Origin of the sequence: Anabaena sp. PCC 7938 (genome assembly GCF_049315035.1) — a bacterium.
In the GTDB taxonomy this organism is placed as follows: Bacteria; Cyanobacteriota; Cyanobacteriia; order Cyanobacteriales; family Nostocaceae; genus Anabaena; species Anabaena cylindrica.
In genome coordinates this window covers 246,881-271,056 of record NZ_CP186034.1, presented here as the reverse complement: position 1 = coordinate 271,056, position 24,176 = coordinate 246,881, and the positions used below count along the sequence as shown (strand labels likewise).

General features: G+C 38.5%; 22 protein-coding genes. 15 read left to right on the top strand and 7 right to left on the bottom strand.

The annotated features are described in order from the left end of the window. Window positions 1–23 precede the first annotated feature (23 nt). The 5 genes from ACOWPH_RS01325 (at window position 24) to fghA (ending at window position 4,055) form a co-directional block, all read left to right on the top strand. Window positions 24–371: a hypothetical protein gene (locus tag ACOWPH_RS01325; RefSeq protein WP_042464726.1), complete on the top strand. Its 348-nt coding sequence runs from the start codon at window positions 24–26 to the stop codon at window positions 369–371. Further along, complete coding sequence (locus ACOWPH_RS01320) at window positions 350–1,459, top strand: S-(hydroxymethyl)glutathione dehydrogenase/class III alcohol dehydrogenase (protein WP_015213625.1); 1,110 nt, start codon at window positions 350–352, stop codon at window positions 1,457–1,459. The genes ACOWPH_RS01325 and ACOWPH_RS01320 overlap by 22 nt, the downstream gene beginning before the upstream one ends. A 342-nt stretch (window positions 1,460–1,801) precedes the next feature. Beyond that, window positions 1,802–2,299 carry a DUF29 domain-containing protein gene (locus ACOWPH_RS01315; RefSeq protein ID WP_015213624.1) on the top strand — a complete coding sequence of 166 codons (498 nt, stop codon included), beginning with the start codon at window positions 1,802–1,804 and terminating at the stop codon, window positions 2,297–2,299. 179 nt (window positions 2,300–2,478) lie between these two features. Next, a complete protein-coding gene (locus tag ACOWPH_RS01310; RefSeq protein ID WP_042464725.1) occupies window positions 2,479–3,156 on the top strand; it encodes a Uma2 family endonuclease in 678 nt (225 codons plus the stop codon). Window positions 3,157–3,209: 53 nt separating this feature from the next. Further along, window positions 3,210–4,055, top strand: a complete 846-nt coding sequence (gene fghA / locus ACOWPH_RS01305; protein ID WP_015213622.1) for an S-formylglutathione hydrolase — start codon at window positions 3,210–3,212, stop codon at window positions 4,053–4,055. A gap of 128 nt (window positions 4,056–4,183) precedes the next feature. On the opposite strand, the gene ACOWPH_RS01300 is transcribed toward fghA, so the two are convergent. Continuing rightward, complete coding sequence (locus ACOWPH_RS01300) at window positions 4,184–4,393, bottom strand: hypothetical protein (protein ID WP_015213621.1); 210 nt, start codon at window positions 4,391–4,393, stop codon at window positions 4,184–4,186. Between the two features lie 240 nt (window positions 4,394–4,633). On the opposite strand from ACOWPH_RS01300, the gene ACOWPH_RS01295 reads away from it, so the two are divergent. Beyond that, window positions 4,634–5,431: a Tab2/Atab2 family RNA-binding protein gene (locus ACOWPH_RS01295; RefSeq protein WP_015213620.1), complete on the top strand. Its 798-nt coding sequence runs from the start codon at window positions 4,634–4,636 to the stop codon at window positions 5,429–5,431. Window positions 5,432–5,574: 143 nt separating this feature from the next. Further along, complete coding sequence (locus tag ACOWPH_RS01290; protein ID WP_015213619.1) at window positions 5,575–6,075, top strand: DUF2085 domain-containing protein; 501 nt, start codon at window positions 5,575–5,577, stop codon at window positions 6,073–6,075. Between the two features lie 200 nt (window positions 6,076–6,275). Here the strand turns inward: ACOWPH_RS01290 and ACOWPH_RS01285 are convergent, their stop codons facing one another. After that, window positions 6,276–8,018: an N-acetylmuramoyl-L-alanine amidase gene (locus ACOWPH_RS01285; RefSeq protein ID WP_015213618.1), complete on the bottom strand. Its 1,743-nt coding sequence runs from the start codon at window positions 8,016–8,018 to the stop codon at window positions 6,276–6,278. A 92-nt stretch (window positions 8,019–8,110) separates the two neighbouring features. Continuing rightward, on the bottom strand, window positions 8,111–9,868 hold the full coding sequence (locus ACOWPH_RS01280; RefSeq protein ID WP_015213617.1) for an N-acetylmuramoyl-L-alanine amidase: 1,758 nt from the start codon (window positions 9,866–9,868) through the stop codon (window positions 8,111–8,113). Between the two features lie 307 nt (window positions 9,869–10,175). Between ACOWPH_RS01280 and ACOWPH_RS01275 the strand changes: the two genes are divergently transcribed. Together ACOWPH_RS01275 and ACOWPH_RS01270 are read left to right on the top strand one after the other, a co-directional pair. Further along, window positions 10,176–11,813: a CTP synthase gene (locus tag ACOWPH_RS01275; protein WP_015213616.1), complete on the top strand. Its 1,638-nt coding sequence runs from the start codon at window positions 10,176–10,178 to the stop codon at window positions 11,811–11,813. Between the two features lie 154 nt (window positions 11,814–11,967). Beyond that, window positions 11,968–12,396, top strand: a complete 429-nt coding sequence (locus ACOWPH_RS01270; protein WP_015213615.1) for a hypothetical protein — start codon at window positions 11,968–11,970, stop codon at window positions 12,394–12,396. Between the two features lie 41 nt (window positions 12,397–12,437). Here ACOWPH_RS01270 and ACOWPH_RS01265 read toward each other — a convergent pair whose 3' ends face one another. The 4 genes from ACOWPH_RS01265 to trxB form a co-directional block, all read right to left on the bottom strand. After that, window positions 12,438–13,322, bottom strand: a complete 885-nt coding sequence (locus ACOWPH_RS01265) for an ROK family protein (protein WP_015213614.1) — start codon at window positions 13,320–13,322, stop codon at window positions 12,438–12,440. A gap of 22 nt (window positions 13,323–13,344) precedes the next feature. Beyond that, window positions 13,345–13,506, bottom strand: coding sequence for a hypothetical protein (locus ACOWPH_RS01260; RefSeq protein WP_015213613.1), 162 nt, complete (start codon window positions 13,504–13,506; stop codon window positions 13,345–13,347). 112 nt (window positions 13,507–13,618) lie between these two features. Beyond that, entirely contained in the window at window positions 13,619–14,506 is an 888-nt protein-coding gene (locus ACOWPH_RS01255; protein ID WP_015213612.1) for an ABC transporter permease, read from the bottom strand. Between the two features lie 159 nt (window positions 14,507–14,665). Beyond that, window positions 14,666–16,033 carry a thioredoxin-disulfide reductase gene (gene trxB, locus ACOWPH_RS01250; protein WP_042464721.1) on the bottom strand — a complete coding sequence of 456 codons (1,368 nt, stop codon included), beginning with the start codon at window positions 16,031–16,033 and terminating at the stop codon, window positions 14,666–14,668. A 636-nt stretch (window positions 16,034–16,669) separates the two neighbouring features. On the opposite strand from trxB, the gene ACOWPH_RS01245 reads away from it, so the two are divergent. The 6 genes from ACOWPH_RS01245 to ACOWPH_RS01220 all read left to right on the top strand — a co-directional run bounded on the left by ACOWPH_RS01245 (window position 16,670) and on the right by ACOWPH_RS01220 (window position 24,173). Further along, window positions 16,670–17,998, top strand: coding sequence for a class I SAM-dependent methyltransferase (locus tag ACOWPH_RS01245; protein ID WP_015213610.1), 1,329 nt, complete (start codon window positions 16,670–16,672; stop codon window positions 17,996–17,998). 203 nt (window positions 17,999–18,201) lie between these two features. Next, window positions 18,202–18,765, top strand: coding sequence for a type IV pilin-like G/H family protein (locus ACOWPH_RS01240; RefSeq protein ID WP_015213609.1), 564 nt, complete (start codon window positions 18,202–18,204; stop codon window positions 18,763–18,765). A 136-nt stretch (window positions 18,766–18,901) separates the two neighbouring features. Beyond that, entirely contained in the window at window positions 18,902–21,115 is a 2,214-nt protein-coding gene (locus tag ACOWPH_RS01235) for a hypothetical protein (RefSeq protein ID WP_015213608.1), read from the top strand. A 263-nt stretch (window positions 21,116–21,378) separates the two neighbouring features. Then, window positions 21,379–21,858 carry an acyltransferase gene (locus ACOWPH_RS01230; RefSeq protein WP_015213607.1) on the top strand — a complete coding sequence of 160 codons (480 nt, stop codon included), beginning with the start codon at window positions 21,379–21,381 and terminating at the stop codon, window positions 21,856–21,858. Next, window positions 21,855–22,889, top strand: coding sequence for a Gfo/Idh/MocA family protein (locus ACOWPH_RS01225; protein ID WP_015213606.1), 1,035 nt, complete (start codon window positions 21,855–21,857; stop codon window positions 22,887–22,889). Before ACOWPH_RS01230 ends, ACOWPH_RS01225 begins: the two co-directional genes overlap by 4 nt. Before the next feature lie 168 nt (window positions 22,890–23,057). Continuing rightward, window positions 23,058–24,173, top strand: a complete 1,116-nt coding sequence (locus tag ACOWPH_RS01220; protein WP_015213604.1) for a class I SAM-dependent methyltransferase — start codon at window positions 23,058–23,060, stop codon at window positions 24,171–24,173. Window positions 24,174–24,176: the final 3 nt, after the last annotated feature.

Here is a 24,176-nt window from a genome sequence, read left to right as displayed (position 1 = left end):
GTTACAGACTAGATTAATCGCAAATGTGGATAAATTATTGGCTGGTTGCAGCTAAGACAAAATTTATTATAGTTGCCAAAACAGCTACTGCCTTTAACCAATCTAAACCAGTGAATGCGATTTTAACAAAATCCGGTAGTTACAAAACTCCCAAAAATAATAAAGCCCCACTTGTGAGGTGGGGGGTTTCTCTTGTAATAGGTACTAATGTACTATACATAGAATCACTTGACAAGCAATTATTGAAAATATTCCCTAAAATCTTCCCAAACTCATCTCCTCTCTGTGACTCTGCTCCTCTGCGTGAGATAAAATTACGTAAATCCTCACAAATAGGGAGAAATAAATCTTGGAAGTCAAAGCAGCAGTAGCTTACACCGCAGGTAAACCCCTAACTATGGAAACTGTACAATTAGCAGCACCACAAGCCGGAGAAGTATTAATTGAGATTAAAGCCAGCGGGGTTTGTCATACTGATGCTTTCACCCTGTCTGGTGATGATCCTGAAGGTTTATTTCCAGCAATTTTGGGACATGAAGGTGCTGGTGTAGTTGTAGAAGTGGGGTCTGGTGTCAAGAGTGTGAAACCAGGAGATCATGTCATTCCTTTATACACGCCTGAATGTCGTCAGTGTGATTATTGCTTAAGCTTTAAAACTAATCTCTGTCAAGCAATTCGCACCACCCAAGGAAGAGGGGTCATGCCTAATGGTACTAGTCGCTTTAGTATTGGTGGAGAAATGATTCATCACTACATGGGTACATCCACCTTCGCTAATTACACAGTATTACCAGAAATTGCCGTTGCCAAAATTCGGGAAGATGCCCCTTTTGACAAGGTTTGTTATATTGGTTGTGGTGTGACAACGGGTATAGGTGCGGTTATCTATACAGCTAAGGTAGAACCTGGTGCAAATGTGGTGGTGTTCGGGTTGGGTGGGATTGGTTTAAATGTCATCCAAGGGGCGCGAATGGTGGGCGCAAATATGATTGTGGGAGTTGATATTAATCCCAGTAAACGAGCTTTGGCTGAAAAATTTGGGATGACACATTTTGTTAATCCTCATGAAGTTGCAGGTGATTTAGTTCCTTATTTGGTGGATTTAACTAAAGGTGGTGCTGATTATTCTTTTGAATGTATTGGTAATGTCAATATCATGCGTCAAGCTTTAGAATGTTGTCATAAAGGTTGGGGTGTCAGTGTCATTATTGGTGTTGCTGGTGCGGGTAAAGAAATCAGCACTCGTCCGTTTCAATTAGTAACTGGAAGGGTTTGGAAAGGTTCGGCTTTTGGCGGTGCAAGAGGGCGTACAGATGTGCCGAAAATTGTCGATTGGTATATGGATGGTAAGATTAATATTGATGATTTGATTACTCATGTGATGCCGATTGAAAGGATTAATGATGCTTTTGATTTGATGCACAGGGGGGAGTCTATTCGCAGTGTGGTGACTTTTTAAGTTTTTGTCTCACGCAAAGGCGCATTCGCCGGAGGAGTTCCCGCAGGGTAGGCGCAAAGGAAGAAAGGAACGACAAGAATTAAGAAATGGTATGAGTGTTTTAATTCAGCAATGAGTTTCCGATTTATATTTTAAGATTTTGGAGTGAGAAATCATTGGTAGATATATCAGTAAACTCTCCTAATTATTGGAGTAAGCAAGATGCTTGTGAGTTGCATGAATTTTCGGAGTTATGGAATACTTTAATGGAGCAAGGAATGGAAGATGTTGAACTAAAGAAAATTCAGCTAATATAGGGAGTAAGTTTAATTATAATTAATTCAAGTTCACCAGGTTTTAACTATGCAGACACCAAAAGCGAAAGAATCCGCAGTAAACCTGAATGATCATCTTTATGAAACAGATTTTTACGCTTGGACTCAACAACAGGCTAATTTATTACGTTATCAGCAATGGAATCAAGTTGATTTAGCTAACTTAATTGAGGAAGTTGAATCTTTGGGGAGAAAGGAACGCCAAGAATTAAAAAGTCGTTTGAGTATTTTAATTGGACATTTACTAAAATGGGAATATCAATCATCAAAACGTAGTCGCAGTTGGTTAGCAACTATTCGGATTCAACGGCGAGATTTGATAAAATTACTGAATGAAAATCCTAGTTTGCAGTCTTCTCTAGAATTAACTCTTCAGGAAGCTTATGAAAATGGTAGGGATTTAGCATCAGGAGAAACAAATTTACCATTGTCAACTTTTCCTCTGCAATGTCTATATTTATGGAAAGATTTAATTAACTTAAACTTTTATCCTGGTGAATCGGCAAGTGATGATTTGATGGAATAAATTGTCTGAATCAGGATTTACAGGATTTACAGGATTTAAGGATTTACAAGATTTTGGTATTTTTCACATCGGGTAAATTAACCTTGCTGAATCAAACTCTCTGTGCCTCTGCGCCTCTGCGTGAGATAAAATCATATTGACGATATAATTGCAATGTTCAAGGATATGTGAAATCTATGATGTTAGATTACAATCCCCTTGCTTGTATGCCTTCATCTGAGGAACTACCTGATTCAGATGAAACACCTGTGGATAATGAATTACAAGATTTGATTCCCGGTTTACTCAAAGCTATTTTAGCTATGGCTTGGGCTGAACGCATGGACTGGTTTTTTGGTGTGGATATGGGTGTTTATTATGATCCTTATCAACCAGCAATTGTCCCTGATGGTTTTCTCAGCTTAGGGGTAGAACGGTTTTATGATGAAAATCTTCGCCCTAGTTACGCGATTTGGGAAGAAGAAAAAGTTCCTATTTTGGTTTTAGAAGTTGTTTCTCAAACTTATCGTGGTGAATATTCTACTAAAAAAGATGCCTATGCTAATTTAGGTGTTTTATATTATGTGGTTTATAATCCCACTCGTCGCCGTAAACCCCAGTTGGAAGTTCATAAATTAGTTAAGGGTATGTATCAATTACAAGATGGTAATCCTGTCTGGTTGCCGGAAATTGATTTAGGCATTGGTATAGAACGGGGAACTTATCAAGGTATTACACGGGAATGGATGTATTGGTATAACCAACAAGGAAAACGCTTTTTAACACCAGAAGAACAGGCTAAATTGTCCCAACAACGCGCTCAATTATTAGCGGAACGTTTACGGGCTTTGGGTGTAGATCCTGATAGTATAATTTGACAGGGGTAACATAAGATTATAGTGGGAGTCAAGTTATTAGCGATCGCATCATCATGACTAATCTTAAGCTATTATCAGAATCTAAATGCTTTGATGGCATACTTGGCTTCTACTCTCATTTCTCCACCACCTGTAACAGTGAAATGCGCTTCGCTGTCTATCAACCACCACAAGTAAATCAAAAACCCCTACCAGTACTTTATTTTCTTTCTGGCTTGACTTGCAAAGAAGATAATTTTATGGTCAAAGCAGGGGCGCAAAAGTGGGCATCTGAATACGGTTTAATACTAGTTACACCAGATACGAGTCCGCGTCATACGGGCATTGTGGGTGAAGATGATGAATGGGATATTGGTACAGGTGCGGGCTTTTATGTAGATGCCACAGAGGAACCTTGGCGATCGCATTATCAGATGTACAGTTATGTTATCCAAGAGTTACCATCTATAATTAATAGCAATTTTCGCACCCAACCTGACAGACAAAGCATTTTTGGTCATTCTATGGGGGGACATGGGGCGCTAGTTTGTGCCATGAGAAACCCAGAACAATATAAATCAGTATCTGCCTTTGCACCTATTGTCGCACCTATGGGCTGTCCTTGGGGTCAAAAGGCATTTAGCCTTTATTTGGGTAATAATCAAGAAAGTTGGCGTGATTATGATGCTAGTGAATTAGTTCAAAAAGTAGGATATCACAGTCCAATTCTAATTGACCAAGGAACAGCGGATAAGTTTTTAACTGCACAATTGTTACCAGATATATTTGCACAAGCTTGTCTCAAAGTCAATCAGCCACTCAACTTGCGTTATCAACCAGGCTATGACCACAGTTACTATTTTATCTCTAGCTTTATAGGCGATCACATACACCACCATGCGATCGCTCTACATTGGTGACAAATTAATACTGAAAGTCTTTTGTCAAGAGGCTTTCGGATAATTTCTTATTTTTTTTAACTTGTCACCATGCGATCGCTCTAGGGTTGATAGAATAGTTGTATAGAATTGAGAGCGATATCCTCTACTTAACGCGAAGGATTACCCTGGTTAGGACTACCCGCTACAGAATCCTCTCCAGCGGCTTCTGGTGTGGCAGTAGGTCTAGCATCACTTTTTTCAGCATTACCAGTCTTGCGAATATCCTCTTGTAAGGGAGTCTGATAACCACCTGAAGCCGTTGGTGTACTCTCTTGATCATCAGATTTTTTCTCTTGTTTTTTAGCTTTTCCGCTCATGATTAAATTCCTATTATTCTCGATACCATCTTAGTCAGTTAAGAAGTACAAATATATCTATCTACAATCTAGTTATGGTAAATTTATTTATCTGTCTTAAGCAATATCCCTAACTCCGTCATTCAATACTTTCAGGAATATACAAAAACCGCAAATTCAAATGTGACTCATGAAAATATAGCAGTGTTTTGTGTTAAGACTTGAATTAAACCACACAAACCCAGAGGAAAAGAGTTGATAATGAGTCTGGTTTGGCAGGCTGATTTTTATCGTAGTCCGCTGCGAGATGCAGCAGGGCAGATATTATGGGAGTTGTTGATTTGTGACGCAACTCGTAAATTTGAGTATGTAGCTACGTGTCCCCAGTCACAAGCAAATTCAAATTGGCTAACAGAACAATTTCAAACAGCAGGTGCGGAAAAATTACCTGAGATAATTCAAGTATTTCGTCCTCAGTCTTTAGGCTTAATTACCGCTGCTGGAAATAACTTAAGTATTAAAGTTGAAGCCACCCGTTGCACTTTAGCCTTAAAACAATGGTTGCAAGAAAAGCAATATCCCATAGCAGTTGATAAACCACCACCAGCACCATTACCAGAAAACCTCTGGGGAGAAGAGTGGCGTTTTGCCACAATTCCCGCAGGTGATATTGTCGATGAATTTACAGAACGTCCAATACCTATTTTACAAATACCAGAATTTTTGAAACCGATTAATCTGGGTTTAGCCTCAACAGTTCCCGTTCCCGGTGTAGTAATTTATGGTGGACGGCAATCTATGCGTTTAGCAAGATGGTTACAAGAAGCCAATCCTGTGAGTTTAAATTATATCGCCGGTGCGCCAGATGGTTTAATTTTAGAAGCTGGTTTAGCAGATAGATGGATTTTGGCAACTTTTGAAGATGAAGAAGTTGCAGCCGCAGCAAAAGTATATGCACAGCGAAAACAAGTAAGTAAAGGATTGCATTTTTTATTAATACAGCCAGATGATTCAGGCATGACTTACAGTGGTTTTTGGTTGTTGGGAGGAGAAGATTAAAAGTAAGGAGTCAGGAGTAAGGAGTCAGGAGTCAGAAGGAAGGATAAGAATATTTTTTTCTTCTGTTCCCTCTTCCCTGCTATATTAAAAATTCTGTGTCCTGAATCCTTACGGTTTCACACAACAAACAAAACAACGAGAAGATGCAAAAAGCTATTTTGTCAAGAAGTCTACCGATTAATCAGGTGAGTTTTTTTGCTGATTTCCTATTAGCTGGGATGGTTTTTGGCCCCCCTATTGCTCCTTTTTTAGCTGCGTCTGGTGTGTTTTTGCTGCCAGGTATTGCGGATATCATTTATTTTATGGGTAATCATGTATGCCCGCAACCTACCCTTGGTTTGGAGTTAGCACCACCTTTTATTATGGCAGTATGTATGCGCTGTTATGGGACGGTAACAGGATTATTAATTACTCGGATTTTGTATGCTTTAACTAATGGGAAAGGTGTTTTTTGGTTAAGCCAATATGGTTGGACTGGTGCTGCTTTTGCTAGTGTGTTAATGATGGCTTATCCGGTGGAATTAGCAGCGCAGATTTTCGGTTTGTGGGATTTTAATAATTATATTGTTACTCCTTTTGGTTTAATTACTGGTTTGGCTTGGGGTTTATTTACTATGCCGATTTTGCATTTTCGTAGGTTATAAAAATTGAGTTAGCTGAAATTCCTAAACATATCTCAGAAAGCCAAGTTTTAATCACTTTTACAGAAACTACAACACCAGAAAATACTGGTGTAAAAAATTCAACCGAAGAATTATTTATTCCCCTACGTGGTAAAGTTGAGTAAAAAGAATTTATTTCTTTCTTTCTCCTCTTCCTTTGCGCCTCTGCGCGAAACCCTTCCTTACTTAACAGTTTTAAACCACTCTGTCACCCCATCAGCTAAAGTCTTCGCCATTTTCTTCTGTTCTTGGGGGTCTACTATCTCTTCAAACTCATAAGGGTTACTCATAAAACCCAATTCTAATAATACCGAAGGTGCAATAGAGGGACGAGTTAAAGCTAAATTATTCCAAAACACGCCATAGGAAGGTTTGCGGAGTTTGTTAACTGCGTAATTATGTAAAAATACTGCGAGATTATGTGCTTGAGGATGATACCAAAAAGTACCGAAGCCTTTGGTTTTTTCCGCATCACCATTATCAGGTAGAGAATTATAATGGACGGAAAGTGCGATCGCAGGTTGTTCTTTATTAATTATCTCCTGACGTTCTACCAAAGACACATCCCGATCATCTTCTCTTGTCATCACCACCTTTGCACCGCGCTGCACCAACTCATCCCGCAGTAACTTAGAAACCACCAAATTCACATCTTTTTCTGGATAACCCGTTGGACCAATTGCACCAGATTCTTTACCACCATGACCCGGATCAAGTAAAATCTTGATGCCAGATAAGGGCTTTCTATTCTGAATATTCGGTGCATGACGCAGACTCAATACTAGGGTTGTGTTGTCGTATTTTAGGTTATAACCCCACTGTTGGAGCTTTTTGAGGTTAAAGGTGTATTTAATCTGATTGGGAGTCACCTGTTGCCAATCCAGGCGAGAAATCAGGGGGTCATCATCCAGACGAATTGTATCTGTTTGGGCAGTAGTATTGTAGAGAGTGAGAGCAAAAGTGCGATCGCTCTGTTCCACACTTACAGGCACAGGCACTTGCAAGGGAAAACGCATCTCCGTTACTCCAGCTAATTGACGATAGCTCACACTGCGAATTACTGTTTGTGGGGGAACTGCACCGGGTATAATTTTGGTTTCTTTACTATTAATCCAAGCCCCATAATCTAACCGTAACCAATCACCTTCTGTACCTGTGACAGTTGCCCTTGTACCTTGAGGTAGGGGTGTCAGTCGAGAATAATCGGTACTTGTCCCCGTCCGTGCTACACCTGATGCGGCTATTACCTCAGCGACGGCTAACCGTTCTGGGGCGAGAATTTGCACTTTTCCCGAACCAAGTTGGGTGATAGTCTGACCCCTCAATGTCAAACTAAATAAAGGTTTTCCCAAATCCCCAGGATTTGCGACTGTTGTACAACCTTGGTATTTACTAATATTAGAAATAGTAGCCTGATTACGCCCGGTTAAAATGCTGGAATTAGCGGGTAATTCTGCTTTTGAAGGTTGGGGTAAAAGATTAACAGTTTGACTAGCCAACTTCACAGAAACATTAGCTTGAGGAGGTGCAACAGCACTAAAACAAATCAGTTCTCCAGGCAGTCTAGCAATATCAACAGCGGGTGTCAGTGAATCTTTAGCAAAACCTAAATCTGGTAACTGAGGTTGAGTAGAAAGCCTTGTTACCTTAATCTCTCGTTCCTGATTTTGGTAGCGAACTTTAAATATATTTTCGCCTAACTGCAAGGGGAAACTAGGAGAAAAATGACCAGCCTTGCTACGATTAACAGATTTACCATTGATCAAAACCTGTCCATCTGCTGGTGCTGTACCAATAAAAAATATTTTTTCTGTATTAGTTTGGTGATTGGCTGGAGGATAAACCACTAAAAGTGATGGTTGTGCTACAGCAACGGAGGAGGGAAAAATAAAGCTAAATGATACTAATCCTAAAAGTTTTTTCACAGCAAAAATACAAAATATTTATAGTAGGGGCGAAGCATTCGGGCGATCAATTATCAGTTTCTGGCAAAGGCTATTTTCCGAATGCTTCGCCCCTACTTTTTCACCATCTTAAACCACTCAGTCACCCCATCAGCCAAAGTTTTAGCTAATTTTTTCTGTTGTTGAGGGTTGACTATCTCCTCTAACTCATCAGCATTACTCATTAAACGAAATTCTAATAACATTGCAGGTGCAGCAGAGGGACGAGTCAAGGCTAAATTATTCCAAAATACACCAATGGAAGGTTCACGGTGTTTGTTAACTACATAGTTATGTAAAAATATAGCGGGGCTGTGTGCCTGGGAATGATACCAAAAACTAACCAAACCCCTGGTTTTTTCGGCATTACCATCATCAGGTAAAAAATTGTAATGGATAGAAAGTGCCAGTGCAGGTTCTTCTTTATTAATTATCTCCTGACGTTCCACTAAAGAAACATCTCGATCATCCTCCCTTGTCATCACCACCACTGCACCATGCTGCACTAACTCATCCCGCAGTAACTTCGATAACACCAAATTTACATCTTTTGCCAAATACCCCTTCATTCCACTTGAACCAGATTCTTTACCACCATGTCCTGGATCGAGTACAATTTTGATGCCAGATAGAGGCAAGTGTTTTCTGTTGTGAATATTAGGTGCATGGCGCAAACTCAACACTAGGGTCGTGTTGTCATATCTCAGCTTATAACCCCACTGTTGAAGCTTTTTGAGGTTCAAGGTGTACTTGACCTGATTAGGAGTCACCTGTTGCCAATCCAGGCGAGAAATGAGGGGGTTATCATCCAAACGAATAGTATCTGTTTGGGCAGTGGTATTGTGAAAAGTGATACTAAAAGTGCGATTATCGCTCTGTTCTATACTCACAGGCACAGCCACTTGTAGGGGAAATAATATCTCTGTCTCACCTGCACGCTGACGATATCCGACACTACGAATTACTGTTTGTGGCTGCACTGCATCTGGTATAATCTTAGTCTCTTTGCTATTAATCCAAGCCCCATAGTCTAAGCGTAACCAATCGCCTTCTCTACCTGTAACTTTTGCCCTTGTTCCTTTTGGTAATGGTGTCAGTCGAGAATAATCAGTACTAGGGCCAGTACGAGTCACACCTGATGGTGCTGTCACCTCAGTAACTGGCAATTGTGCAGGTGTCAGAATTGAAATTTTGCCCTGACCAAGTTGAGTAGCAGTATTACCATTCAATGTCAAACTAAATAAAGGTTGTCCTAAATCGGCAACTTTGGCCACTGTTGTACAGCCTTGATATTTGCTAGGACTAGAGGTAGTTGGCTGATTTCTTCCCGTCAATACGCTGGAATTAGCAGGTAATTTAGCCTGTGACGGTTGTAGCGACAAGGGAATTATTTGATTAGCCACCTTGACAGAGACACTAGCTTGAGGAGGTGCAATAGCCCCAAAACAAATCAGTTCTCCCGGTAATCTAGCAATATCGACAGCAGGAGTTAGAGAATCTTTAGCAAAGCCTAAACCATCTGGAAATTCTGGCTGAGTAGAAGGCCTTGTGATTTTAATCTCTCGTTCCTGATTCGGGTAACTAGATTTAAATACATTCTCCCCTAACTGCAAAGGTAAACTGGGAGAAAAATGACCAGCCTTGCTGCGTTTAATCGGTTTACCATTGATGAGAAGTTGTCTATTTGCTGGTGTTATACCGATAAAAAAGATTTTTTCTGTACTGGTTTGGTAGTTGGTAGGGGGAAAAACTACTAGAAGAGAACTTTGTGCTAAAGCCACGGAGGAAGTGAAGAGAAAGTTAAATACTACTAATCCTAAGACTTTTTTCACGGCAAAACACAGAAGATTTTACGATGGTGACTGTGAGACAATGAGTAATAAAGGATAAAGAATGAAGCATGAAAAAAAAGCCCATAAATCGGAACAAAACACGTCGATTTATCCTGGGGTTACAATTCATCCTTCATACTAATGCAAGTAGGCAGAACGCAAAAGGGATGACAGCTTGTTTGAGCAGCTTTTAAACCTTTTTTAACTAGTTAGTTACTTGTGCTATGTTTCATTAGCCTTCGGGTATAGGCTTTATCTTTCCACAGACGGGATGTATTTTTAGAAGTTACTAGAAATTGAAAATACTATGACTAAGTTTATCTTTGTAACTGGAGGCGTTGTTTCCAGTATTGGTAAAGGCATTGTAGCAGCAAGTTTGGGACGATTGCTGAAATCGCGGGATTATTCGGTATCTATTCTTAAACTTGATCCCTATATTAACGTCGATCCAGGTACGATGAGTCCCTTTCAACATGGAGAGGTTTTTGTTACCCAAGATGGTGCAGAAACAGATTTGGACTTGGGACATTACGAACGCTTTACTGATACTTCAATGTCCCGATTAAACAGCGTTACTACTGGCTTAATTTATCAGTCAGTGATTAATAAAGAACGCCGTGGGGACTATAATGGCGGCACTGTACAGGTAATTCCTCATATTACTAATGAAATTAAAGATCGGATTCTAAGAGTTGCTAAAGAAACTAATCCTTCAGCCGTAATTACTGAAATTGGCGGGACTGTGGGTGATATTGAATCACTGCCATTTTTAGAAGCAATTCGCCAGTTACGCAAAGAGGTAGGACGGCAGAATGTATTATATATGCACGTTACCTTGTTGCCTTGGATAGCTTCAGCCGGTGAGATGAAAACCAAGCCAACACAACATTCTGTGAAGGAACTCAGATCAATAGGCATTCAACCAGATATTTTAGTATGTCGGAGCGATCGCACTATCCCTGTCGGCTTAAAACAAAAACTCTCAGAATTTTGTGATGTCCCAGTAGAATGCGTCATCACTTGCCAAGATGCTAGTAGTATCTATGAAGTACCCTTGATTTTAGAACGGGAAGGACTGGCACAGCAAGCTTTAGATTTGCTACAAATGGAACAACGTCAACCGAATTTGACGCAATGGGAAACAATGGTAGAACGGATGTATAGTCCTAAACACAGCATCGAAATTGCCATTGTTGGTAAATATGTGCGTTTAAGTGATGCTTACCTATCTGTAGTCGAATCCCTACGCCATGCGGCTATTGCTACTCATGGTGATTTGCGTTTGCGGTGGGTGAACTCAGAAGCGTTGGAAAATGAACCACCAGAAAACTATCTTGCAGGTGTTGATGGTATCGTTGTTCCCGGTGGTTTTGGTAGCCGAGGCATAGATGGTAAAATCGCGGCAATTAAATACGCACGCGATCGCCAAATCCCCTTCTTAGGTTTATGCTTAGGAATGCAATGTTCTGTGATTGAATGGGCGAGAAACGTCGCCGGATTAGTCGATGCTAATAGCGCCGAATTTGATCCTTACACCAGCGATCCAGTTATTAACCTATTGCCTGAACAACAAGATGTAGTAGATTTAGGTGGAACAATGCGTTTAGGTCTTTATCCTTGTCGCGTTATACCTGGCACACTAGCCTTTGATTTATATCAAGAAGAAGTAATTTACGAACGCCACCGTCACCGCTATGAATTTAACAACGTTTATCGCAATCCATTGTTAGATTCTGGCTATGTTGTCAGTGGAACTTCTCCAGACGGGCGTTTAGTCGAAATTGTCGAATTACCCAATCATCCATTCTTTCTTGCTTGTCAATTTCATCCAGAATTTCAATCCCGTCCTAGTAGTCCCCATCCTTTATTTAAAGGATTCATGCAAGCTACCATTTCCCGTACTCATCCCACCCCAACCACACCAAAGCCAGTCCAAGTTTTTTAATTACTCACACCCTCACCGATTTTAAAGCCCCCGCTGCACCGTTTGCAGTGGTGGGTAGCTTACCTAAAAATACAAAATGTAGCAAAAATCAGAATTTGGGTAAAATTACTTTAGGAGATACAAAAAAATATGTAGTCTGTGTTGAGGCAATTTTGTGGCTTACTGGGTAAAAATACAAGATCAGAGGAAAGAATACATAATTAATATTGACCATGTAAATACTTTTTGCTATGAAAAAAACGGTAGAATTACCTTTTGGTTACCCAATAGTTATATACCTATAGTTATTAACCCACACAGTAATTGGGAAGATTATCAGAAGATTTCCAAATATATAGAGTACGCCCAAGGAGTAGAATCAGACAATGCTTATTGGGTAAAAATAACATACGAGAGAAAAGATTATGTAATTAATCTTAACTACATTAGTTCTTTCTGTCAGGAACAAAATGGTAGATTAACCTTTTGGCTACCAGATATTAATTTTCCCATTATTATTAACCCCACAAATAATGCAGAATCTTACGAAAAGGTGATTTACTTCCTGGAAAAACACACAGGATTTTGTTTTGGTAACGGGTAATTGGGTTATTAACTTCCCCTGATCACCAATCACTCCCCTATCTAGATCTTCGTCAATGCTAATTTAGCAGCACCTACCATTCCCGCTGAGTTACCCAGTTTTGCTGGTAAAATCTGTAAACCTAGACGTGAAGTAGGCAGAACACGCTTTTCAATTTCTGCTTGCATTGATGGTAAAAAAAATTCAAAACTGGCACTGACACCACCACCAATAATTACTGCTTGTGGTGTGAGAACATATATTAAACTTGTTAAACCAATTCCTAAATCCTTACCATATTCTTGCCAAAAATTCAATGCTTGGGCATCTCCAGCTTGGGCAAGTGCGCCTAATTCTGCTGGTTCTTTACCAGTGCGACGACGAATAGCAGAAATTGCAGTATGCTGTTCCAAAGAACCTTGATTACCACTACTACACATTGGTCCATCGGGATTTAAGGTGATTAAACCTAATTCTGCTGCTGCACCTTGATGACCAACAAATAATTTACCATCAAGGATAATTGCACCACCAACTCCAGTCCCTAAAGTTAGTAAAATCAAATTTGGGAAATTGCAGCCTGCACCTAACCAAGCTTCCCCTAAACCTGCACAGTTAGCATCATTAGCTAAAATAGTTGGTTTTCCAGTTTTTGCTTCTAACCAATCGGCTAAAGGTACATCATGCCACCCTGCCAAATTAATAGCAACTTTAGCAATACGTCCAGTTGCGTCAGCAGGGCCAGGAGTTCCTACACCTATAGCTATAGTTTGATTATCTGGGTCAATTTGAGATATGGCATCTACTATTGCAGATAATACGGCTTCTGGTGTTGCCGGTTGGGGAGTATCTACAATTAAAGATTGTAAACAATTACCATCTTCTGTAAATCGCCCCAGTTTAATTGCAGTTCCCCCCAAATCAATACCAATTACTTGATTACCCATTACGATCGCAGATTTTCAGGATTTAATGATTTTTGCTAATAATTCGTACATTAGCAACCGGGTATGAACTGTTACTCACTTGTTGCCAATTTGTCACAGGTGCGCCTTTTAAAATACCAGAAAGGGCGACAGAAAGCATTAATCCACCAGCAGCAGCAGCAATCAAAGAAATGTTATCTTTCACACTAATCTCTTGTATTTGTTAGTTGTAGTTTGCTAGTTACAGGGGTGTAGCACTGCTGAACCCCTACAGTCAGTTAATTGTTAGTTCTGTTTAGATGATTAATAATCAATGACTATTGCTTATTTTCTCTTCTTAAACGAGGATTTACAAAGTCGTTTAACCCTTCACCAAGTAGTGATAACCCTACAACCATAATTGTCATTGCTAAACCAGGGAAAAGGGTAGTCCACCAGATGCCAGTGGGTAGTGCTTCCAGAGCTTGTTTTAAATCATATCCCCATTCGGGGACTTCTTCAGGCAATCCTAATCCTAAAAATCCTAACCCGCCTAAAACTAATATGGCATCTGCGGCGTTGAGAGTAAAGAGGACGGGAACGCTTTGAATGACATTAAAAAATAAATAGCGTGACAGGACAACCCAGGTAGAAGCGCCCATTGCCTGTGCAGCTTCGATGTAGACTTCGGTTTTGACGCTAACGGTGTGGTTGCGAACTACGCGATAATATTGGGGGATGTAGGCGATACTAATTGCGATCGCAGCATTCAAGATTCCTCTCCCCACCACAAATGCCAGTGTTACGGAAAGCAATAATCCTGGTAAGGTATAAATGCTATCCATCAGGAATAGCAACATTTTATCTAATTTTCCCCCCAAATAGCCACTTACCATCCCCAACGGTACACCAATTACCATACTTAATGCAGTAGCCAAAATCACTACTTGCAGCGCCGCTTGGACACCAAATATAGTCCGAGAAAAGACATCATAACCTAAACGACTCGTACCAAACCAATGTTTAAGTGAAGGTGCTTCATGAATAGAGTTAGAGAGAAATTCTTTAGGATTTTGTAGCCACCCCCAAGCTTGTAATACAGGTGCAAAAAAGGCTAAAAATATAAAAAATAAAGTCATAGCTAAACCTATCAGCATAAATCGCTGGGATAGGTTAGATTTAGCAAAATTAAAAAAACTCGGTGTTCGGCGTTTTGTAATGGTCATGGGATATTGTTGACTGGGGCTTAAGACTCGTTCCTAGTCTCTGACTGGGAATGTAGATGTTGAGGCTCTGCCTCAAATAAGCTAGAGTGATAGAGGCAGCGTCTTCTGTAATCCATTCCCCAGCAGAGCCAGGGAACGAGAGACAAGAGAAATATCACCCTACAAATTACTTTCAATCAACTGTCGATACTCGCTTTTTTGTTTGACACCCTTAACTTCTTTGACCAATTCCTGATCTTTAAATAACTGCACCGTTGGAGTTCCTGTCACTCCGGCATTTTCCGCAATGTCTCTATCTTTATCAATATCAATTTCGACAAAGTAGATTTTACCATCAAATTCATCGACTACCTTATTTAAAATAGGTTTGAGAGTGTGACATGGACCACAACCAGGAGAAATGTATTTAACGAGAAGCAAGCGATCGCTATCATGGAATAATTTTCTTAAAGCATAACCACCTTCGTGGCGTGTAGCTTGCAAATTAAACTCCGCTTCCGTTTCCGTTGTCTGTGTTTCTGGCTGAGGTTTTAATTCATTATCAGTTGTTTCTGGTAGATGATGGAACTCATGGATTAAACCCTTTGATGATAACCATCTTTCCGCTAACATTGCCGCCATACAACCAGTACCCGCTGCTGTAATAGCTTGCCGAAACTCATGGTCTTGCACATCACCGGCGGCAAATACACCATCTATACCAGTTTCTACACCACCGTGTTTAGTGACAATGTACCCTACCTCATCCAGTTCTAATTGTCCCTTAAATAAGCCTGTATTGGGCGTATGACCAACAGCATAAAATAACCCTTTTACAGGTAATTCTCTCACTTCCCCAGTTTGATTATTGTGGACTTTCACCCCCGACAGGAAATCATTCCCAAACACATCCACCGCTTCTGTATGCCAATGTATCTGAATTTTCGGATTACTCAAAACCCGATCTTGCATAGCTTTAGAAGCCCGCATTTCCTCAGAACGCACCAATAAATGTACTGAAGAACCGTATTTAGTTAAATAAATTGCTTCCTCTGCTGCTGAGTCACCCGCACCCACAACCGCTAACTCTGCACCTCGAAAAATCGAAGTTGCACCATCACAAATCGCACAAGCAGAAATACCCCGACTCCAAAATTGTTGTTCGCTAGGTAAACCCAAACGTTTGGCTGTTGCACCTGTAGCAATAACTATACTATGTGCCTTTACTTCCCTTTCTTGGGAACAGATAATAAAAGGACGCTGACTCAAATCAACAGAAATCACATCCTCAGTATATAACTCCGCCCCCCAGCGTTCAGCCTGAGCCTTCATATTATCCATCAAATCCGGGCCAGTTATCCCTTGAGGAAACCCAGGAAAATTCTCAACCTCCGTCGTTGTCATCAGTTGTCCCCCCGGTAAACCCCCCGCTTGGAATCCTTCAAAGACAACAGGTTTTAAATTAGCACGTCCTGCATAGATAGCGGCTGTATAACCGGCGGGGCCAGAACCGATAATTACCAAATTTTCTACTGTGGAGTTAGTCATATATTTATCTGAACTCATAACGACTACGCCTAATTAATTTAATATAGCATAAATTTAGGGGATACGTAAACAACAAGATATCTTGTTCCCAGTCTCCAGCGGGGAATGCCATCACAGAGGCTCTGCCTCTTGCCACTAAAGGCAGAGTATTCTAGAATTCATTCCCAATACAGAGTATAGGCAACGAGAAAGTCCTGATGGTGATATAAATTTAGACTATTGGGGCATACTGATATTGATCTGTATATCTGCCAAAAAACAACTAGAAATGTAGAGACATTTCCTCAAATATCTCTATATATAGCGGTATGCATTTGAATGAAATACATTATAGCCCTCTCATCGCTTGCGGGGAGGGGTTTATTATATAGCAATTCCCAAGCTCATGAAATACACCCCACCTGCGCTGTCGCGCACCCTCATAATGAAGCGAGATTCTTTATAGGTAAAATTGTCACATGAAATACACCCCACCTGCGCTGTCGCGCACCCAACCCTTACCAAGGGGAGGGTTGGGGAGGGGTAATTTTGTATCTAACTAGAGTGGGAAAGGCTATATCTCACTCAACCGAGAACCGCTATAACCAATAAATATCAACAAGTATCATAATCAACTTACCATTAAGAGGCATTACCATGACAAATTCAACATCAGATTTATGGGCAAAAATTCGCCAACAATTTGATAGCTCCCCCTATCCCACAATCCCCTTAGATAAATCTCCTAAAAATGATCTTGATTTACTCTACATTCATAACTTAGTTACACCTTACTACTTAAGGAACCAAAAAGTTATAGATACCAAAGACAAAGTCATTTTAGATGCTGGATGCGGTACTGGTTATAAATCTTTAGTTTTAGCCGAAGCAAATCCTGGTGCAAAAATTGTCGGTGTTGATATATCTGAAGAGTCGGTTAAACTTGCACGGCAGCGTTTGGAATATCATGGTTTTGATAATGCTGAATTTCATGTTTTGTCAATATATGATTTACCCAAACTAAATTATCAATTTGATTATATTAATTGTGATGAAGTTCTCTATCTTTTTCCTGACATAGCTGTGGCTTTGCAAGCAATGAAAGCCGTATTAAAGCCGGAGGGTATTATTCGCAGCAACCTACATAGTTCACTTCAGAGAGTAAATATTTTTCGCGCTCAGAAAGTCTTTACGCTGATGGGTTTAATGGATGGCAATCCAGAAGATTTAGAAATAGACATAGTCACTGATATTATGAAAGCTTTAAAGGATAATGTCAATCTTAAAGCTACAACGTGGAGTCCTGGCTATGAGGGAGAGGATAGAAAAGAGACTATTCTCATGAACTATTTATTTCAAGGAGATAAGGGTTACACTATTAATGATATTTTCTCAGCTTTGAGGGTTGCTGATTTAGAGTTTATCAAGATGACGAATTGGCGACAATGGGACTTGATGAATCTATTCAAAGAGCCAGATGATTTACCTGCTTTTCTAGGAATGAGCTTACCGGAAATCTCCATAGAAGATAGTTTACATTTATTTGAACTTCTCCATCCTATTCATAGGCTGCTAAATTTTTGGTGTGGTCATCCTCAAACAGCACCTACTATTGTCCCTTTTTCCGAATGGACTGACTCTGATTGGGAAAATGCAACAGTATGTATACATCCTCAGTTCCAAAACCCTAAATTCAAAACAGACCTCATTGCTTGCATAAGTATAGGTAAAACTTTTTCTGTCCGTAAATATCTCGCTTTAACAGAGGAATTTGTCTATATAGATAGCTCAATGGCTCTTTGCTTGCTACCTGTTTTTGACAAACCCCTACCAATGATGTCCCTAGTGGAGCATTGGCAAAAGTTTAGACCGCTTGATCCTCTGACAGCAGAACCTACAGATCAAGTCAAGGTTTTTCAAACATTACAAAAGCTGTTACAGGTTCTAGAGGATTTTGATTGCATTATGTTAGAACGTCAATCTTAATTCTATGTTTCAGTCAGATTGGTCGTGCCATGCCAAATTTTCTACCAAACACTAAATAGCTGTAAGCCTTAATAAATAAGCTTTTTAGTCTATTTATTCCATCTAGTAAAAAAAAAATTCGTGGAGTGATATGAAACTGATCAGATGTGGGTAAGTTATTAGCACAAGGGAACAAACAATACTTCACCCCAAGGAAAACTACTATGAAAACTGAACTGAAAGCTAAATTTATCCAACATCTCCTCGGCAAAAAAAATAACAACGAAGGTTTCACCTTAATTGAACTGTTAGTTGTAATCATCATTATCGGTATTCTATCAGCGATCGCTCTACCTTCCTTCTTGAACCAAGCTAACAAAGCTAGAGAATCTGAAGGTAAGCAATATGCTGGTTCTATGAACCGTGGTCAGCAAACCTATTACTTAGAAAACCAAACCTTTGCTACCGATATCACTCTCATGGGTTTAGGTATTGCTACTGGTACTACTAACTATACTTACAAACTTGAGAAATCTGCTGGTGGTGCTTTAACTGCTGCTGATGCTTTGGTTGCTGTACTTAACGTTGCAGAGCCTGTGAATGCTGTTAACTTGAGAGCATTTATCGGTGTTACTGACTTGATTCAATCTGGTGGTGCAACAACAACAACTGCAATTCTATGTCAGAAGAAAGATGCAGGTGCTTATGCAGCTAGTGGTGTAAGTGTTAGTGTGACAGCCGATACAACCGCACCAAAATGTGCAGGTACTTTCAAAGCAATTGAGTAGTCAGATATATGAAATGGATTTAAAATTTACTGAATGTTAAATCCATTACTATAGACAATTTGATATTACCAAACAAAAGTAGGCATTCTTTTACCTACTTTTTATTTTATTTTTACTACTTTTCATTCTTGTAGTTATGAATAATTTTGAATCTTTAAAAAAACAAGCTTTTACAAATTTCTATACAGGTGAATATCTCCAAGCCTCAACACTTTATCAAGAATTAATTAATCAGCAACCAGAAGTTAAAGAATGTCACTGGTATTTAGGATTATCCTTACTGTTACAAGGAAAAGAAGCAGAAGCACAAACTAGTTGGATGTTAGCAGTTTTTGATGGAGAAGATGCAGAAATTGAACAGTGGACTTATGAATTAGTTACAGTTTTACAAACAGAAGCACAAAGACAGGACGAATTACAAGAATATAAATTTGCTTGGGTTATTCGTCAACATCTTCGAGAAATTATTCCTGGAGATATTAACAATATTTTAGAATTAATCAAACTATCATTAGAATTAGAAAATCTCACAGAAGAAAATTTTCAAGAATTAGAAATTATTGGAATTTTAAATTCTGACTTAGAAGAAATAGATAGAGAATTGTTATTTGCTGTCCTACAAAAAACTCTCAAATTAATCTGGAGTGAAGCTTGGATATTAAGTTTTCCCCAAGCTTGTATTTCTTATCTAGATAATTTACAACTTACTCATACTGTAATGTTAACTGCTTTGGAAGCAGCTTATACGGGACATAGGTTTGATTTAGCTATTAAATATGCTGAATTAGCTTTAGCAATTAATTATCCTAACCCGGAAGTTATTTCGGAAGTTTTGAGTCATTTAGCAACTTTTCATTATGAACTAGGTAATTTTGATCAAGGTATTGATATTAGTAAAAAGATATGTAATTTAGCTGAAAAGACTAATGATTTTATTAATGCTTACGTAATGTTATTACAGGGTTTTCTACGTTCTGGAGGAAGGTGGTATGAAGCTTTACCAATAATTGAGAAATATGAAAGTTATTTACATCAGCTAATTAAAGAACAACCAAACTTAGAGAGAACTAGAATTTATCGCTTATTAAACTGTACATATTATTTACCCTATATTCGTGATACACCTAGAGAAAATAGATTCTTGCATAATCAAGTCTTGCAAGTTTGCCAAAACAATATTCAAATCTATGCTCAAGAACAGTTTAATCGTTATTCTCAATCTCATTTTCAAAGAATTAAAACACCAAAAAAACAATTAAAAATAGGTTATCTTTCCCACTGCTTAAGAGAACATTCTGTAGGTTGGTTAGCAAGATGGTTATATCAACATCATAATCGGGAAGAATTTGAAATTTATACTTATTTTGTAACTTACCGTTCTCATATTCATGATTTCTTGCAAGATTGGTATGAGCAGAAATCAGATCATGTTAGAAAATTAGGAAGAGATGGCATCGAAATTGCTGAACAAATATATCAAGATGAAATTGATATTTTAGTAGATTTAGATAGCATGACTGCGGATATTAGTTGTGAAGCAATGGCATTGAAACCAGCACCAATTCAGGTGACATGGTTAGGTTGGGATGGTTCAGGAATACCAACCATAGATTACTATATTGCAGACAATTATGTTTTACCAGAATATGCTCAAGAATATTACCGTGAGCAAATTTGGCGTTTACCAAATACATATTTAGCAGTTGATGGTTTTGAAATTGGTGTACCGACTTTAACCAGGAAAAATTTAGAGATTCCCGATGATGCTGTAATTTATTTTAGCGCTCAAGCAGGTTATAAACGTAACCCTGATAATGTGCGGTTACAGATGAAAATTCTGAAAGAAGTACCCAATAGTTATTTTTTAATTAAAGATATTCATAAAGAAGTAGGTGTAGTGAGACAATTCTTTGAAAAAATTGCCGAAGAGGAGGGAGTAAGCAAGGAAAGATTACGTTTTTTGAATAAAGTGCCGTCATCAGCAATTCATCGTGCTAATTTGCAAATTGCAGACGTGGTATTAGATACCTATCCCTATAATGGTGCAACTACCACTATGGAAACCCTATGGGTAGGTATACCCTTAGTAACAAAAGTGGGAGAACAATTTTCGGCTCGTAATAGTTATAGCATGATGGTAAATGCGGGTATTACTGAAGGTATCGCTTGGAGTGATGAGGAGTATATTGAATGGGGTGTGAAGTTAGGCAAAGAGACTGATTTCAGGAAAAATATTCATTGGAAATTATTAAAGTCTCGTCAAACTGCATCCTTATGGAATGGTAAGCAATTTACTTGTGATTTGGAGAATGCTTATAAAAAAATGTGGCAAAAGTATATTGATGGTTAACAATAAATGATGATATAGCCTTTCCCACTCTAGTAAGATACAAAATTACCCCTCCCCAACCCTCCCCTTGGTAAGGGGAGAGTGCGCGACAGCGCGGGTGGGGTGTATTTCATAAGCTTGGGAATTGCTATATAGCTATCTGCTTTCATAAAAAAAAGTATAGTGTGATTATGTAAAGATCAAGATTAACCATCACTTAACCATTACCCTCAAGCATTACAGTGGATGAGGGATAAATTATGAAATAAATAAGAGAATTGTACATGGCAATTTCACAAGATGTTAAATTAGGTAACAATGTCACAATCCATCATCCCGAATTGGTTAATTTGTATGGATGTAAAATTGGAGATGATACTAAAATAGGCGCTTTTGTAGAAATACAAAAAGGTGTAATTGTGGGTAATCGTTGTAAAATTTCTTCCCACAGTTTTATTTGTGAAGGAGTGGAAATAGAAGATGAAGTGCTGATTGGTCATGGTGTGATGTTCATCAATGATCGTTATCCTCGATCCACAAGCAATGGTATTTTGAAGACAGAAACTGATTGGAATGTAACTCCAGTTAAAATCAAACGTGGAGCATCTATAGGTAGCGGTGCAGTGATTATGTGTGGTGTAAGAATAGGTGAAGGAGCAATGGTTGCTGCTGGAGCAGTGGTAACTAATAATGTACCTGAATACGCGATCGCTATGGGTGTACCCGCCAGAGTAACAGGTGATGTGCGGGAGCGTGAATTATGATAGGAATTGGTGTAATTGGCTACGGCTATTGGGGACCAAATCTGGTACGTAACTTTTATGAAATACCAGAAGCCCAAGTAATTACTGTTAGTGATTTCCGGCTAGATAAATTGACACAAGTCCAATCCCGTTACCCTACTATTGGTATAACGTCAAACTATCAAGATTTAATCAATGATGATCGGATTGAGGCAATCGCTGTTGCAACTCCAGTTTCATCCCATTTCGATATAGCTATGCAAGCTTTACGGGCTGGAAAGCACGTTTTAATAGAAAAGCCCATGACCGCAAGCTCTGAACAAGCATTACAATTAATTGCTGAAGCTGATAAACGCAATCTAGTTCTCATGGTAGATCACACCTTTGTTTATACGGGTGCAATTCGTAAAATCCGTGAGATTGTAGAAACTAATACACTAGGTGATACTTATTATTACGATGCTTCTCGTCTCAATCTAGGGCTATTTCAGCATGACGTGAATGTAATTTGGGATTTAGCAGTGCATGACTTATCAATTATGGATTATGTTCTACCTCCCAAACCTTGTGCTGTATCTGCCACAGGAATAAGTCATGTAAGTGGAGAGCCAGAAAATATTGCCTATATGACATTATTTTTTAATGAACAATTAATTGCTCATTTGCATCTTAATTGGCTTGCTCCAGTAAAAGTCCGACGTACACTAATTGGTGGTAGCCAAAAGATGATTGTTTATGATGATCTAGAACCTAGTGAAAAAGTCAAATTATATGACAAAGGAATTACAATCAATAATAATCAGGATAATCTGTATAAAATGCTAATTGGTTATCGCACTGGAGATATGTGGTGTCCAAAACTGGATCTGACAGAAGCTCTAAATAGAGTGGTATCCCACTTTATTAACTGTATTGAAACAGGCGATTGCCCTGTGACTGATGGTAAAGCAGGGTGGCGAGTAGTAAAAATTCTCGAGGCTGCCACTGAATCTATGAAACATCAGGGTAAATTAGTAGAATTAAACTGGAAAACATCTAATTTATCACCATGATTTCATGCTGTAAATTGGCTGCAAATGAGAAATTATCTCTACCCATCTATGCTGAGTTATCAAGTGATTTTTTAGAGATTATTGCAGAAACCATTCGTAATTGTCTTTAGTTACAAATTAATACAAGAAATAGTAATGAATATCTAATTAGCCAAGATTATATTTATAATGCAAATAAATAAGCTCCCTTTCTTTTTTAAGTCCCATGAATTACCTGATAATGGAGGAATGCCCGAAGTGCTTCCCTTCAATTTATATTTTGATGAAGAATTAAAAATGTTTAGACAGCAGGCAACCGAATCTTTAAGTAAAATACTCAGGGAAGTTTACTTAAAAGGTTCATTGGCCGAAGGATCTATTTCTAGTGAATCTGGTAAGATTTACGTCGAAAAAATAATTAACTATATCTTTTCTCATTTTAAATTTAATCAAACCTCCAGTGTACTTGAAGTTGGCTTTGGCTCAGGAATAATACTTAGAGAACTAAAAAAGAAAGGTATTAGTGATCTTACTGGTATTGAACCAGGTAATCATAGCAGAGTAGAAGGTCTTGAAGAAATAGAATTAATAAAGGGATTTTTTCCTTCCAGCCGGATTAAAAGAAGATTTGATTTAATATTTAGTTTTGGAATTTTGGAGCATATTGAAGATCCCTTAGATTTTATTGGTGAGCAATCTAACTATTTGAATGAAAACGGGAAAATAATTTTTAGTGTTCCCAATTGTGAAGCTTGTCTAATAAAAGGTGACATATCCATTTTTATTCATGAGCATTATAGTTATTTTACTCGTGAATCAATTACTCAACTTATAGAAAAAGCAGGTCTTTTTTTAGAAGATATTTCCCTTATAGAAGGTGCTTTTATTGCCACTGCCACAAAAATTAACAGTAATTCTACAAAAAATTTCATTTATGAGCAGATATTACCCAATGATTTATTCAAGCAAATAAATTTACATATCTTACGTTTAAAGCAACTTTTTGCACAATATCAAAGTTTTGAATTAGCTATTTATACTCCTATAAGAGCAATTAATTCATTATACCTAACCGGATACAACAATTTTCGTCTCATAGATGATAATAGTGAGCTTTATGATAAATACTTGCCGACTCTGTCCAAGCCGGTGGAATCTTTTCAAGATATCTTAAGCAATCCACCTGAATGTATTCTTATTTTTTCGAGAACATTTGGTGAGAGAATAAAACAAAAGTGTTTGAATGAAAAAAGTTTGATTAATACATTAATTATAACTCTTAATGATTTAGAAAGGCATAATTAATAA

Bases quoted from the DNA above. Each gene is read 5' to 3' on its own strand.
- ACOWPH_RS01325 (WP_042464726.1), top strand. From the start codon at position 24: ATGTGGATAAATTATTGGCTGGTTGCAGCTAAGACAAAATTTATTATA.
- ACOWPH_RS01315 (WP_015213624.1), top strand. From the start codon at position 1,802: ATGCAGACACCAAAAGCGAAAGAATCCGCAGTAAACCTGAATGATCAT.
- ACOWPH_RS01310 (WP_042464725.1), top strand. From the start codon at position 2,479: ATGTTAGATTACAATCCCCTTGCTTGTATGCCTTCATCTGAGGAACTA.
- fghA (WP_015213622.1), top strand. From the start codon at position 3,210: ATGACTAATCTTAAGCTATTATCAGAATCTAAATGCTTTGATGGCATA.
- ACOWPH_RS01300 (WP_015213621.1), bottom strand. From the start codon at position 4,393: ATGAGCGGAAAAGCTAAAAAACAAGAGAAAAAATCTGATGATCAAGAG.
- ACOWPH_RS01295 (WP_015213620.1), top strand. From the start codon at position 4,634: ATGAGTCTGGTTTGGCAGGCTGATTTTTATCGTAGTCCGCTGCGAGAT.
- ACOWPH_RS01290 (WP_015213619.1), top strand. From the start codon at position 5,575: ATGCAAAAAGCTATTTTGTCAAGAAGTCTACCGATTAATCAGGTGAGT.
- ACOWPH_RS01275 (WP_015213616.1), top strand. From the start codon at position 10,176: ATGACTAAGTTTATCTTTGTAACTGGAGGCGTTGTTTCCAGTATTGGT.
- ACOWPH_RS01265 (WP_015213614.1), bottom strand. From the start codon at position 13,322: ATGGGTAATCAAGTAATTGGTATTGATTTGGGGGGAACTGCAATTAAA.
- ACOWPH_RS01255 (WP_015213612.1), bottom strand. From the start codon at position 14,506: ATGACCATTACAAAACGCCGAACACCGAGTTTTTTTAATTTTGCTAAA.
- trxB (WP_042464721.1), bottom strand. From the start codon at position 16,033: ATGACTAACTCCACAGTAGAAAATTTGGTAATTATCGGTTCTGGCCCC.
- ACOWPH_RS01245 (WP_015213610.1), top strand. From the start codon at position 16,670: ATGACAAATTCAACATCAGATTTATGGGCAAAAATTCGCCAACAATTT.
- ACOWPH_RS01240 (WP_015213609.1), top strand. From the start codon at position 18,202: ATGAAAACTGAACTGAAAGCTAAATTTATCCAACATCTCCTCGGCAAA.
- ACOWPH_RS01235 (WP_015213608.1), top strand. From the start codon at position 18,902: ATGAATAATTTTGAATCTTTAAAAAAACAAGCTTTTACAAATTTCTAT.
- ACOWPH_RS01230 (WP_015213607.1), top strand. From the start codon at position 21,379: ATGGCAATTTCACAAGATGTTAAATTAGGTAACAATGTCACAATCCAT.
- ACOWPH_RS01225 (WP_015213606.1), top strand. From the start codon at position 21,855: ATGATAGGAATTGGTGTAATTGGCTACGGCTATTGGGGACCAAATCTG.
- ACOWPH_RS01220 (WP_015213604.1), top strand. From the start codon at position 23,058: ATGCAAATAAATAAGCTCCCTTTCTTTTTTAAGTCCCATGAATTACCT.